Source organism: Paenibacillus hexagrammi, from assembly GCF_021513275.1.
GTDB classification, from domain to species: domain Bacteria; phylum Bacillota; class Bacilli; order Paenibacillales; family NBRC-103111; genus Paenibacillus_E; species Paenibacillus_E hexagrammi.
In genome coordinates, this window is sequence record NZ_CP090978.1 from 584,567 (window position 1) to 597,784 (window position 13,218).

A 13,218-nucleotide genomic window follows, 5' to 3' on the forward strand; every position below is an offset into this window, starting at 1 on the left:
ATGACAATGAAAAGATTGTATGTGGTCGTATTCATCATTTTCGGAGTGTATGCAGCGGCAATGAGCGCCTACCTACTGCAAGGAGATCTGTTTCGTATTCCGAACGAACTGGTAGGTACAGCTGCCGATCCGCATACATTTATGACAAACGAAGAAATAAGCAAAGCGGAATCGCTGTCGCGTATTCATTCACTGGCGTATTTTCTTAGCTCTCCGCTTCAAATCGGGCTGCTGCTCGCTCTCATGGGAATTTCCGTGAAATTTCGAGATATGGCGGAGCGCTGGTTTCGGAAGCCAATCCTGCAATTGACTATCTATGGGCTGTTATTTCTGCTGCTGATGGATGTCTTATTCTTACCTGTTGATTATTTGCTGCTGCGAGTAGATAGGGCTTACGGCATATCGAATGAAACAATTGGCATGTTTTGGGGAGATCATGTAAAAGACTTTTTGATCAACGGAGCCGGCACCATTGTGATGCTTTGGCTGCTTGCCTGGATACTAAGACGAAGCCCCAACCGGTGGTGGCTGTGGTTTTGGCTGATATCGATTCCGCTGATCTTATTTGTAACGTTCATTCAACCGGTTGTGCTGGATCCGCTCTATAATGACTTCCAGCCCCTGCAAAATCAAGCTCTAAAAAAGGACATCCTATCTCTAGCGGCTCGTTCGGGTATCCCTGCTGATCAGGTGTATGAGGTCAATATGTCTGAACGCACCAATGCCATCAATGCTTATGTGAACGGGATCGGAGGCAATGCCCGTATTGTTTTGTGGGATACGACTCTGCAGAAGCTGAATGAGGATGAAATCTTGACGGTCATGGCTCATGAAATGGGGCATTATGTGGAGAGGCATATCTACTGGGGCATTGCTTACGGAGTACTTCTGAGCTTTATCGGATTTTGGCTGGCGTTCCATGCGTACCGTTATGCGGTCAGGCGCTGGGGGCCGGTATGGGGGCTTCATGGGGAGAAGGACATGGCGGCGCTGCCTTTGCTGCTGTTAATCGCAACGTTCATGAGCTTTGCTTCGGCACCGGCACAAAACGCATTCTCTCGCATCATCGAGCATCGCGCGGACATCTTTTCCATGAAAATGACTGGGGACGGCAGCGCGGCCATCAAGGCGTTTCAAAAGATCGCCAAGGAAAACTTGAGTCCGGTCACTCAACCTAAGTTGATTGAATGGTTCCGTGGCTCGCATCCGAGCATTCTGGATCGGATTGCATATTTCAAACAATATGAGCGGTAAAAAAGCACGGTCACCTTCAATCCGTATGGAGGAAGGGGACCGTGCTCTTCGTTATTGTTATTGATCGTTGCGTCTTGTCATTTGCTGCCAGACGGAGCCTTCTGCAGCGTGGCCGCCCTCGATTCGTTCCAATGCGATCTTAACCTGCATTCTGACTTCGAATTCAGGATCATCGGCCGCTTCACGCAGAGCTGTGACGGCAGATTCGTCGCCAACCTCATACAGGAAGCGGGCAGCACGCCACCGCACCAGCTTGTTGCGGTCCTTGAGCGCTTTGGTCATCGCCGGGATAGCCGCGGGGTCGCCGAGATCGGACAGCGTATCTCCCGCTGTCCGGCGTACTGCAGGTGTATCGTCCTCTAGGGCGCGATACAAAAGGGGAGTACCTCGGGCTCCTTAATGTCGCCGAGGTATACGGTAGCCAGCCGTCTGATCGACGTGTTCTCGTCCTGCAGGGCATGGACGAGCAGCGGCAGCGTCTCCAGCGACGGCTGAATGCGTTGAAGCGCGGCGTAGCGCTGCTTCCATTCCGAGTGCCGCAGCTGCTCCGCCGCTGCGGCTGTGTCCAGCTCGCCCGGGCCGGCTTCCGCCGCGGGCTGGGCTTCGCCGGTCTCCTGCATGGCCAGGGAGACCAGGCTCTCAATGCGGGCGTCGTCGTAGGAAGCGTCCAGCTCCTGGACGACTTCGCCCGCGATGTCTTTGAGCTCGCCGTAGCGAACGCCGAGCTCCTCGAGCTTCCGCTCCTTAATCAGGTTCGGCGATGCCGTACCTGCGCGGACCGCAGCTTCGGTGAAGCGCTCGGGCATAGCCACCCGCGCTTCCTCTGAGCCGGCGCGCACCCTCACCTGGAGCGGGATGCCTCGGAATGTCTGCAGCAGCACCTGCGCTTCGCCGAAGGCCGCATCAGCAGCGGGCTGAGCTGCTGTCATTCCGGCATTAGCCGCTAGCGGAGCTTCAGCTTCGCCGAACAGCTCGCGGGCTTTGGCCAGGATGAACTGCCAGTCTCCCTTCGGCGTTCTGTCCACAGCTGCAAAATCAGCTGTATGAAAGACGCTGGTGACACCGGGAACCGTAAGCAGTTCGCGGATCGGCGCCGGTGCTTGATCTTTGTTATCTTTCGTATAAGTCATCCGGATTCCGGGGGAGAGAGACTCGTCAAAATTCAGCTTCATCGAATTGGGGCTTGGTGTGGGTTCTATAGAGATAATCTTCATTCTTCAAAACTCCTATCCAGTAGGTGTAGTCAGGTCATTCATTTGTACAGCATTTATAATATGCTCGTCTGTTTACATGAAAAGACCCGGACGCGGCTAACGTCCAGGCCCTGTATGCGATGACTGTGTCGATTAATCCAGTTCAAGCAGGTTGCGGTTCAGATATTGATCTAGAGTTTTGGTCAAATCGAATACGGTGTGCGCCAAATCCACGTTCTCAAATACATGCTCGCATTGTTCGCGATAGGCCATCTCATCTTCATAGTGGGACAAATAGGTGGCAATCAGTTCTTCGGAATCGCCGCTTTCTCGCATTCTTTGCTCCAACGTATCTCTGTCGGCATAAATAAATATCCGCACCACATGGTCCCCATAAAGGGCCTGTAAGGTCTCGGCGCCGAATCGATTCAAAATGAGATAAATGCTCCCGCTGGATTTGAAAATCTTCTCTATATCGGAGTTCTTAATGCCGTACAGATAATCGTTCACACGGGTAACCTCAATGAATTCATCTTTCGCTTGTGCTTCGTTAAATTGTTCTGCAGTGATGAAGTGATAGTCCTGACCGTCGACTTCCGTGGGTCTTTGGGGTCTGGTCGTGCAAGAAATCACTTGTTTGATGCCAAGCGTAGAGCCTGACATCTCTGCCACCGTTTTACGGCCGGCTCCATGCGGACCTGTAAACACAAAAATCATTTCTCTTTCCTTCAATTCGTACATGGAACAAACCTCCTTATTGGTGAAATATGGGGGTATTCTACGTGCGTGTTTCGTTATGGAGAGATGTTTGACTGTTATGATCGGTTGTAAAAGATGGCATCATAAATGATTCCGCTTTCTCATATTTTACAACTTAAATGACCGGCGGTAAAGTCGGCGAGCATCGAAATAAAAAAAGACGACTCGATACCATAAGGTTTGAGTCGTCCTTGCCATGCTTATCGACGTCCTCGTCCGCGTTGGTCCTGCTTGCCGCGGCTTTGCTGAGCTCCGCGTCCCGCGGTTCTCGCTGAACCGGAGCCATCAGCTCGAGAGCCGCCTCTTGCATTGCCGCCGGTTCTGCCGCCGCGGGAGTCGCTCCAAGCGACCGCGGCCGGTCTGCCGCTGCGTTCCGCACCGCGCCCACCGCGAGCTGCGCCGGCGCGGGAGTCGCTCAAGCGTCCGCGGCCGGTCTGCCGCCGCGTTCCGCACCGCGCCCACCGTGAGCCGCGCCGGCGCGGAGTCGCTCCAAGCGTCTGCGGCCGGTCTGCCGCTGCGTTCCGCACCGCGCCCACCGCGAGCCGCGCCGGCGCGGAGTCGCTCAAGCGTCCGCGGTCGGTCTGCCGGCGCGTTCCGCACCGCGTCCGCCGCGAGCCGCGCCGCCGCGGGAGTCGCTCCAAGCGTCTGCGGCCGGTCTGCCGGCGCGTTCCGCACCGCGTCCGCCGCGAGCCGCGCCACCGCGGGAGTCGCTCCAAGCGTCCGCGGCCGGTTTGCCGGCGCGTTCCACACCGCGCCCACCGCGAGCCGCGCCGGCGCGGGAGTCGCTCCAAGCGTCCGCGGCCGGTCTGCCGCTGCGTTCCGCACCGCGCCCACCGCGCGCCGCGCCGCCGCGGGAGTCGCTCCAAGCGTCGCCAACAGCACTGCCTCCGCGCTCAGCACCACGTCCGCCGCGCGCCGCGCTTCCACGTGCATCGCTCCAAGAGTCGCCTGTCGCTCTGCCGCCGCGCTCAACACTGCGTCCGCCTCTACCGCGGTTTTGCTCCGCGTTTCTGCCTTCGCCGCGCCGCCCGCGCTCACCGCGTCCTCCTTGTCGGCTTCGGTCGGCACTTCTACCGCTTGATGGTTGACCTGCTCCTCTGCGTGCCGAACCTCTTCCAGCACTGACTTCCTCCGTGTCCGAGATGCGGACACGTCTAGGTGCGTCTTCACGTCGGAGCGACATTTTAATGCCTTTCTCGATCAATTCGATGTGATACATATCTCTTGGGGCTGCGAATGTCACGGCTACACCGGTTTGTCCGGCGCGGCCTGTCCGCCCGATTCGGTGGATATAGCTTTCGGCATCCAGTGGGACATCATAATTGAAGACATGTGTCACACCTTCCACATCAAGGCCGCGAGCGGCGATATCTGTAGCTACCAAGAGCTCAATTTTCCCATCACGGAAACGTTTCATGACTTGCTCTCGTTTGGCTTGAGATAAGTCTCCATGTAGCTCATCGGAAGCAAAGCCTTTTTCCTGCAGCGCTTCATTTAGTGTGGAAGCTCTGCGTTTGGTCCGGCAAAAAATCATAGCCAAATAAGGCTTGTATTTAAGAATAGCTTCTGCTAAAGCATCCTGTTTGCCGCGATCGGTAGTTTGAATTAACACTTGCTCGATTTCTTTTAACGTTACCTGCTTGGACTGTACCTGAATCTCCTGCGGATCTCTCATATAAGCTTTTGACAGGTTTCTTACCTGCTGTGGCATCGTTGCAGAGAAAAGCATGGTTTGGCGGTGAGTGGAGGTTTGGGCGATGATATCCTGTACCTCGGTCAAAAAGCCCATGTGAAGCATTTGGTCAGCTTCGTCCAGCACAAGCATTTTCAACTTATAAAAATTCAGCGATCCACGACGAAGATGGTCGAGCAGTCTGCCAGGAGTTCCTACAACTATATGTATATTTCCTTGCAGCTTTCGCAGCTGTCTTTCTACATCCTGTCCGCCATAAGCAGCTAATACGTTAGCGCCCGTAACAGGGGCAAGCTTCTGAAGCTCGCTCGTAATCTGAATGGCCAGCTCCCGGGTTGGCGTAAGAATCAAAGCCTGTACATCCGGCTTATTGACGTTTACGATTTCGAGCATGGGCAGAACAAAGGCGAGGGTCTTTCCCGTACCAGTTTGAGCTTGCGCAATAACATCCGAACCGCTAAGCAGCACAGGAATCGATTGATGCTGAATTGGAGTCGGCTCCGTAACACCGTTCACTTTTAATTGATTAACAAGTTCCTCGCGAATACCTAATGAAGCAAATCCATTTGACATGGTTAATTGGCCAGCTCCCTTTTCCTTCTATATGAATATTCCCCATTCTACAGGAATGCCTGCTAAATGAAAACAGGAGCTGGCACAGCAATCAGGAGAAATGCAATATATTATAGAAGCTATTTATTTTTAGTGCATGTTTTAGCGGTCCGGCAAGGACTGCTCTGTTCCAAAAGTCTTTTCAACGAGATGGTTGAATTCAGGCACAAAAGGCTGCAGAGAGTTGCCTTTCCAGCTTTCCTGCGCATAATTGTTCATTTTGTTCAAGAAATCTCTATTCGCCGAAATATAGACATCAAGCACAGTGGGTTGAAGTGTTCGGATTTTCTCGGCAATCTGCTGCTTAAAGCGATGGGCTAACAAATCGTGGTGAATAGCAGTTTCATAATTGTTCACACCGGTATTCAGACTGTTCGAGTCGATTGCATCCGTATCCGGAGCCTGCAGATTATAAATTCCGCGCGTTGTTCCTTGATTACCGGTTTCTTTAACAGTCCCTTTGGTGCCAGTAGCTGTGTTGTCCATCATTAAAGCTACATAGGCATACTGATCGGTCGTCATAACAATCGCCGTATTCACTCCGTTGATCGAGTTCACTTGATTTGATAAAAATTGACTGTACTCCAGCTTCTTGTTGTTGTGTGAAACAGGACCATACAATTGCTGCGTTTGATAGGCGCGGTTCATTTGAGTGTCTTTACTACTGGTAGCGCTGTAATTGGTGTTCTCCAAGCTTTTGCCATACTCTCTGCCATTTTCGGTACAGCCTGAAAGAAGAAGAATTGAGAATAGCATTCCACAAATCGGAAATCCTAATTTCCTGAGCATACAAAAACCTCCTAGTCACATGAGTGATGCTCTTAGGATGGGATATTCGGCATGATTTATTCTCTAAGCTTTCTAGCATTTCATGCATAAAGAGGAGGGGGAATGGAAATAACCATGTAGAGAAAACATGCGTCAGCAAAGCCTTTTAAGAACAATTTGTGAACTTCTCTACAGCGATTGACAAAAACTTTTCACGAATTTATAGTTAATAAAGTGTGATTTGGGTTGATTGACATGTGCATGGCATTTGTGGTAAAAATATTGGTTTGAAAAGTGGGGTTGATACAATGAGTCGATGGAAAAAGTTATGGCGTCTAATACCCCTTTTTTGCGGTAATGACGTTCCTGCTAACGGGGTGTGGAGACCCAACCCTGTCTGCTTTGAAGCCTAAAGGGCCTGTCGCCGAAGAGCAGCTTTTCTTAATGAAATTAAGTCTCTTTATCATGATTTTTGTCGTAATTGTCGTATTTGCAATTTATTTGTATGTTTTGGTCCGTTACCGCAAGCGTAAGGGTGACGAAAGCATACCAAAGCAAGTGGAAGGCAACCACGTACTGGAGATTATCTGGACAGTAGTTCCGATTTTGTTACTTCTCGTGCTTGCAGTTCCAACCGTTTCGTACACATTCAAGCATTCAGCTAACCACACAAAGGACAAGGACGCCATTCATGTAAAAGTGACCGCTCACCAGTTCTGGTGGCAGTTCGAATATCCTGATTATCAAATTGCGACAGCTCAGGAATTGGTTATTCCTTCGAATAAAACAATCGCATTTGAATTGGTATCGGCAGATGTCAGCCATGCATTCTGGGTACCATCTCTTGGCGGTAAAATTGATACAAACCCTGGTATTTCCAACACACTTTATTTGCAAGCTGATGAAATCAACACGTTCCAAGGTAGATGTACAGAGCTGTGCGGAGCTTCTCACGCCTTGATGAACTTCACAGTCGTTTCCAAAAGCGAAGCAGACTTCAACACTTGGGTTGAAGAGATGAAGAAGCCTGCTACAGTGCCAGCTTCGGCGGCTAAAGGCGAAGAGCTTTTCAAAGAAAACTGCATGAGCTGTCACGCTGTTAATGCTAGCGGCCCAGGAGTTGCTCCTAACCTCAAAGGCTTTGCTAACCGCAGCACGCTTGCTGGTATTCTGGAACATACGCCAGAAAACATGGAGAAATGGGTACATAATCCTCAAGCACAAAAGCCGGGTAACAAAATGCCTGCATTCGGTAAAGAAGCCGGCGGTAAATTAGATGACGCTCAAATCAAAGATATCGTTCAATATTTACAGACATTGAAATAACGCGGGATAAAGGAGGTAAATACGTTGGCTCACTCTCACACAGCTAAAAGATACAGCGGACTTATGGATTGGCTCACGACAGTTGACCATAAGAAAATCGGAATCCTGTATTTGATAGCGGGCGGCTTCTTCTTCCTCGTCGGAGGACTGGAAGCGATTCTGATTCGGATCCAGCTCGCGTACCCTGATCAGCATATTTTCATCGGGGACACTTTTAACCAATTAACAACCATGCACGGTACAACGATGATCTTTTTCGCAGCGATGCCGGTCATCTTTGCCTTCATGAATGCGATTGTACCGCTTCAAATCGGTGCTCGCGACGTAGCGTTCCCATTCGTCAACGCACTTGGCTTCTGGTTGTTCTTTGCGGGTGGCGTACTTATGAATACCAGCTGGTTCTTGGGCGGTGCGCCTGATGCCGGTTGGACGGGTTATGCGCCATTGTCAACGATTACTAGCAGCGACATGGCTAGAACTTTGCAAGACAATATTCAAGGTACTGACTTCTATGTTCTCGGTCTGCAAATTGCAGGTATCGGTACCCTGATCGGTGGTATTAACTTCCTGGTAACGATCATTAACATGCGTGCGCCAGGTATGACGTACATGCGTATGCCGATGTTTACGTGGACGGCATTCATCACATCAGGTCTGATTGTTCTTGCTTTCCCGGCAATTACAGTTGCACTTGTTGAGCTTATGTTTGACCGTGTGTTCGGCGGAGCGTTCTTCGATGCCGCACGTGGCGGTAACAACGTACTTTGGGAGCACTTGTTCTGGATCTTCGGTCACCCCGAAGTTTACATTCTTATTCTTCCTGCTTTCGGTATTATCTCTGAGATCGTATCTACGTTCTCCAAAAAGCGTCTGTTCGGTTATAGTTCCATGGTGTTCGCGACTGTATTGATCGGTTTCTTGGGCTTCATGGTTTGGGTTCACCATATGTTTACAACAGGCTTGGGTCCGGTTGCCAACTCGATCTTCGCCATTGCTACAATGGCGATCGCGGTTCCTACCGGGGTGAAAATCTTTAACTGGTTGTTCACTCTGTGGGGCGGACAAATTCGTTTCACAACTGCTAATGTTTTTGCAACAGCTTTCATCCCAACATTCGTTATGGGTGGAACTACCGGGGTTATGCTTGCGATTCCTGCAGCAGACTTTCAATATCACGATACGTATTTCGTTGTAGCTCACTTCCACTATGTTATCGTGGGCGGTTTGGTACTTGGCTTGTTCTCCGGTCTTTACTACTGGTGGCCAAAAATGTTCGGCCGTATGCTCAGCGAGAAGTTGGGTAAGCTTCACTTCTGGTTATTCTTTATCGGCTTCCATTTAACATTCTTCCCTCAGCATTTCTTGGGTCTGATGGGTATGCCTCGTCGGGTATTTACATACCAGCCAGGACATGATCTGGAAGTAGGTAACTTGGTAAGTACAGTTGGTGCCTTCTTTATGGGACTCGGTACGATCGTGTTTATCATCAACATTATTGCTACAGCGACTAAAGCGAAGAGCGCAGTTGCAGATCCATGGGATGGTCGTACACTAGAGTGGGCGATTCCTTCGCCAGCTCCTGAGTATAACTTTAAACAAACTCCATTGATCCGTGCGATCGATCCGCTTTGGAAAGAGAAAATGGCAGGCAACAAAGAGATGATTCCGGCTGAACCGGTTGGTTCGATTCACATGCCGTCCCCATCCATTCTGCCTTTAGTTATGTCAGTCGGTCTGTTTATTGCAGGCTTTGGATTTATGTATAAGAATTACGTGGTTGCCGGTATCGGTATTGTCATCACATTCATTGCGATGTTCCTTCGCTCTGTATTCGATGACCACGGCTGGCACATTGAGCCTGAAGAGCTTGAAGACAAGGGGGTAAAGGCATGAGTACTCATCATACTGGCGTTCTGCCTGCACACCCAGAAACAGCAACCCTTGAAGGTAAGAATAAGGTTCTTGGCTTCTGGTTGTTCCTTGGAGCAGAGGTTGTATTGTTCGGATGTTTGTTCGCTACTTACATTGCGCTGCGCAATCAAGTACCTGACGGTCCGACTGCCGATGAAATTTTCAAATTAAAAACAGTGGGCTGGTCGACATTTATCTTGCTCACAAGTAGTTTAACAAGTGTGTTCGCGATTATCGCCATGCACAAGCAAAAGCTTGGTCAATTGCTGGGCTGGTTATTAGTAACTGTACTGTTTGGTTTGTCCTTCTTGGGAATGGAGATTTACGAGTTCATCGAATACGTGCACGAAGGTCATAAGTTCGTTTCCAGTGCATTCGGAACATCGTTCTATACACTAGTTGGATTCCACGGTGCTCACGTTGCATTTGGGGTATGCTGGATTACACTCTTGATTCTACAAGGCTTGAAAAAAGGTCTGACAGTAGTTACAGCACCTAAGTTCTATGTAGCGTCTCTGTACTGGCACTTTATCGACTTGGTTTGGGTATTTATCTTCACCGTAGTTTATCTGATGGGGAAGGTGGGTCATTAAGATGAGCAGCAACCATCATGAAGCATCCACGCCTAACAAGCGACATAAGCAAGAATCACCAGCTAATCACTACTTTTCGTACATTATCTCCATCGTACTTACGATGTTGGCTTTCGCGATCGTGTTGTACGGAGATCTGGATCGATCCTTCGTCTTAATCTTTATCGTTACTTTGGCCATCGTTCAAGCGTTGATCCAATTGTTCTTCTGGATGCATGCTAAGGAAAGAGGCCACATGTTCCCGTTAATTTTTCTTGGGGGCGGAGCATTCGTAGCATTAACTGGAGTCATCACAGCCGTTTACTGGATGTGGTGGTAAAATAAATGGGGAAGAGGCACCTTTGTATCCTACAAAGTGCCTCCTCTTTTTTCCAAGGATTGAAAGGAGAAGTGAAAACCAATGAGTCAAATAGGCGGATTTTTCGATTTGTGGAGTCCGGTACTGCTCATCCTGCTTATTGTTGTCGGATCTGTATATAGTCACTTCGTCGCTAAAGCCAATACCAGCTCTTCAGAACAACCACCTGTTACTCGGGGGAAGAAGCTTTCATTTTATACAGGGCTTGTTTTATTCTATATCGGGCAAGGTAGTCCTATTGATTATATTGGGCATCACTTCTTATTCAGTTTCCACATGCTGGAGCAGACGATGCTGTATTTGATCGTTCCAATCTTTATATGGTGTGGTTTACCCGATTGGATGGTACGCCCCGTCTTGCAGTCGAAAGTAATCGGTACGGTGTTTAACTTTTTCACCAGACCATTAATCGCGCTGTTTATGTTTAACATGTTGTTTTCTGTCTACCATATGCCATTCATCATGGATGGATTAATGCGGCATGAGTTTATTCTTCTGTTGTATCATCTCGTTCTTTTGGCCGCAGCTTTCATCATGTGGTACCCCGTGTTCTGCCCGGTTCCTGAATTCGATCGGATGACAGATCTCAAGAAGATTGGGTACATTTTCGGAAACGGTGTACTTCTTTACTCCGGCCTGTGCCCTTATTATTTTCGCGCAATCGGTTATTTATGATATGTACGATAATGTCGTTGTTCCCTTCGCCCATCTGTCGCCTTTCGATGATCAACAGCTTGGCGGGGTTATCATGAAGATTATTCAAGAAATCGTCTATGGTTCCGTACTGGCGTTTATCTTTTTCAGATGGTATCGTAGAGAGAGAAAGCAGGAAGACGATTCAAACAGTTATGATATGCAGGACTGGAATCGGGCTTAGTAGAAAGGATTGGGAAGTAAGATGCATATACTGCCAACAATCAGTACGCTATTTATCGTAATCAGCGCCATATTGGTCGGATTTGGTTGGTATCATATTGTGAAGGGAAACCGGGAGACGCATCAGAAACTTATGGTAACCGGTGCGATCTTCGCACTCGCCTTTTTCATCATTTACATGTCTCGAACATTATTTGAGGGTAACACGTCGTTTGGCGGGCCGGAGAGCTTGAAGCTTCCGTATCACTTGTTTTTATTTTTCCACATTACACTGGCAACGGTTGGCGGGGTGCTTGGATTGGTTACCTTGTGGCTTGCCTATAAGCAGCGATTCTTAAAGCACAAAAAGATCGGCAGAGTAGCGGCGATTATATGGCTGTTAACAGCTCCAACGGGTGTAGTCGTCTACGTCATGCTCTATTTAATGTATCCAGGCGGTACAACGAAGCCCGTGCTGGACGCAATATTTGGATTGTAGAAAAAACGAATCGTCAATAGAAGAAAAAAGTCAGCGATGTGATGTACATCACATAGGTTGGCTTTTTTTGTGGCATACTAAGGGCAGAAAGAAAACAGATTGGATTTGGAGGAAGAGAGTTATGCAAACTGAAGTGTTGTTTGAGAAATTTGGTGGAGAAGGAACAATCGAGAAAGTCGTTGATTATTTCTATGAGCTAGTATTGGCGGATGATACCGTGAACCAATTCTTTAAAAACACAGACATGGAGAAACAAAGAAAGCATCAAACCAAATTTATCAGCTTTGCTCTAGGGGGGCCCAACCAGTATACAGGCGGATCGATGGCAAAGGTGCACGCAGGGATGAATTTGCAGCCTGAACATTTCGGGGCGATTGCGAAGCATCTGCATGATGCTTTGGCACATTTTGGCGTGCAAGAAGCAGATATCGATCAAGTACTGGCTAAGGTATCAACGCTAAAGGATGATATCCTGTATAAATAAAATCAAATAGAAACATAATCAGGAGATAACTGTGAGCGAATATTCGTTTGCAGTTTTTTCCTTTTTTTGCATAAAACACTTGTACGGACGAGCTTCATTGTGTATAGTGTATATATGGATATACACAGTATAAACAGTTCTGTGCGTGTGAGAGGGAGTGCGATGTATGTGGAATCAGATATGGCGCTTAGCTACAATGGATCTTTCCAAGAGATGGCTGATGCTTGTTGGAAGTATTGCTTTTTATGTGTATTGCGGTTTGGTCATGAATTTAATGGAATTTCGTTTTCATGATGCATTGGATTCGAAATTTTTGTCCATCTATTTAGCTATCATATCGAATTTTTTTGTGCTCGCAATCATACCAAATCTTGGGTTTCCTTTAAAGAAAAAGTATCTGAACTATTGGAAGACGGATATCTTCAGCAAGCGGTTAGCGTTCTTAAAGAGCTTGCCCATTTCAAATCGGGAGATCGTTTGGAGTCGGTATGTTCAGGTGCTAATCGTGATGATGCTGATGTCGACGATCTTTTTCTCGAGTTATTGGTTAATTTCCGTGATATTTGGCGATGCTGGCTTGCACTTCGGAACCTATTTACTATTTGCCATCACCTGGATAGGATATTCGATGCTCATGAGCGCACTGTACGTGTTTTGGGAGCTTGCTCTATGGGGAAAACAATATTTTATTCGAAACATCATGATGATCCCGGTCTATGCGGCAATTGGCGTTCTGCTATGGCTATTCATGGGGAACTCTTTATGGGAGACGGTATTAAGCGGTATAGTCGTACATCCGGTATTAATGCCTCTAATCTCACTAGCTGCCGGCATAACGGCGGTTGGGGTTAGCGGGCGCAGATTGGAGAAAAAGCTGGAAGAGCGTGATTATTCATAGCATAGGAAGCGTACT

At 48.5% G+C, this 13,218-nt stretch carries 13 protein-coding genes and 2 pseudogenes; 10 read left to right on the top strand and 5 right to left on the bottom strand.

What is annotated here, in order from left to right; translation table 11 throughout:
* The first annotated feature begins 6 nt into the window (after window positions 1-6).
* Entirely contained in the window at window positions 7-1,254 is a 1,248-nt protein-coding gene (locus tag L0M14_RS02610; protein WP_235120536.1) for a M48 family metallopeptidase, read from the top strand.
* A 57-nt stretch (window positions 1,255-1,311) separates the two neighbouring features.
* On the opposite strand, the pseudogene L0M14_RS02615 reads toward L0M14_RS02610, so the two are convergent.
* The 5 genes and pseudogenes from L0M14_RS02615 to L0M14_RS02635 all read right to left on the bottom strand — a co-directional run bounded on the left by L0M14_RS02615 (window position 1,312) and on the right by L0M14_RS02635 (window position 6,300).
* Window positions 1,312-2,468: pseudogene (locus L0M14_RS02615) on the bottom strand (conserved virulence factor C family protein).
* A gap of 132 nt (window positions 2,469-2,600) precedes the next feature.
* Complete coding sequence (locus L0M14_RS02620) at window positions 2,601-3,188, bottom strand: guanylate kinase (RefSeq protein ID WP_235120537.1); 588 nt, start codon at window positions 3,186-3,188, stop codon at window positions 2,601-2,603.
* Window positions 3,189-3,406: 218 nt separating this feature from the next.
* Window positions 3,407-3,625, bottom strand: coding sequence for a hypothetical protein (locus L0M14_RS02625; RefSeq protein ID WP_235120538.1), 219 nt, complete (start codon window positions 3,623-3,625; stop codon window positions 3,407-3,409).
* A 143-nt stretch (window positions 3,626-3,768) separates the two neighbouring features.
* Window positions 3,769-5,472, bottom strand: coding sequence for a DEAD/DEAH box helicase (locus L0M14_RS02630; protein WP_235120539.1), 1,704 nt, complete (start codon window positions 5,470-5,472; stop codon window positions 3,769-3,771).
* A 141-nt stretch (window positions 5,473-5,613) separates the two neighbouring features.
* Window positions 5,614-6,300: a YhcN/YlaJ family sporulation lipoprotein gene (locus L0M14_RS02635; protein WP_235120540.1), complete on the bottom strand. Its 687-nt coding sequence runs from the start codon at window positions 6,298-6,300 to the stop codon at window positions 5,614-5,616.
* Between the two features lie 287 nt (window positions 6,301-6,587).
* Between L0M14_RS02635 and coxB the strand changes: the two are divergent.
* The 9 genes and pseudogenes from coxB to L0M14_RS02675 all read left to right on the top strand — a co-directional run bounded on the left by coxB (window position 6,588) and on the right by L0M14_RS02675 (window position 13,203).
* Window positions 6,588-7,605 (top strand): annotated as a pseudogene (gene coxB, locus L0M14_RS02640) (cytochrome c oxidase subunit II).
* 24 nt (window positions 7,606-7,629) lie between these two features.
* The gene (gene ctaD / locus L0M14_RS02645) at window positions 7,630-9,498 is read left to right on the top strand and encodes a cytochrome c oxidase subunit I (RefSeq protein ID WP_235120541.1); all 1,869 of its coding nucleotides are present in this window, start codon (window positions 7,630-7,632) and stop codon (window positions 9,496-9,498) included.
* Window positions 9,495-10,109, top strand: a complete 615-nt coding sequence (locus L0M14_RS02650) for a cytochrome (ubi)quinol oxidase subunit III (RefSeq protein WP_235120542.1) — start codon at window positions 9,495-9,497, stop codon at window positions 10,107-10,109. Before ctaD ends, L0M14_RS02650 begins: the two co-directional genes overlap by 4 nt.
* A 1-nt stretch (window position 10,110) precedes the next feature.
* Window positions 10,111-10,428 (top strand): cytochrome C oxidase subunit IV family protein, encoded by a 318-nt coding sequence (locus L0M14_RS02655; RefSeq protein WP_235120543.1) that lies wholly within the window; start codon window positions 10,111-10,113, stop codon window positions 10,426-10,428.
* An 81-nt stretch (window positions 10,429-10,509) separates the two neighbouring features.
* Complete coding sequence (locus L0M14_RS02660; RefSeq protein WP_260115433.1) at window positions 10,510-11,142, top strand: cytochrome c oxidase assembly protein; 633 nt, start codon at window positions 10,510-10,512, stop codon at window positions 11,140-11,142.
* Window positions 11,084-11,344: a cytochrome c oxidase assembly protein gene (locus tag L0M14_RS30870; RefSeq protein ID WP_260115434.1), complete on the top strand. Its 261-nt coding sequence runs from the start codon at window positions 11,084-11,086 to the stop codon at window positions 11,342-11,344. The genes L0M14_RS02660 and L0M14_RS30870 overlap by 59 nt, the downstream gene beginning before the upstream one ends.
* A gap of 21 nt (window positions 11,345-11,365) precedes the next feature.
* Window positions 11,366-11,821, top strand: a complete 456-nt coding sequence (locus L0M14_RS02665; protein WP_235120544.1) for a DUF420 domain-containing protein — start codon at window positions 11,366-11,368, stop codon at window positions 11,819-11,821.
* 121 nt (window positions 11,822-11,942) lie between these two features.
* Complete coding sequence (locus L0M14_RS02670; protein WP_235120545.1) at window positions 11,943-12,305, top strand: group I truncated hemoglobin; 363 nt, start codon at window positions 11,943-11,945, stop codon at window positions 12,303-12,305.
* Between the two features lie 166 nt (window positions 12,306-12,471).
* The gene (locus tag L0M14_RS02675; protein WP_235120547.1) at window positions 12,472-13,203 is read left to right on the top strand and encodes an ABC-2 transporter permease; all 732 of its coding nucleotides are present in this window, start codon (window positions 12,472-12,474) and stop codon (window positions 13,201-13,203) included.
* The last annotated feature ends 15 nt before the right edge of the window (window positions 13,204-13,218 follow it).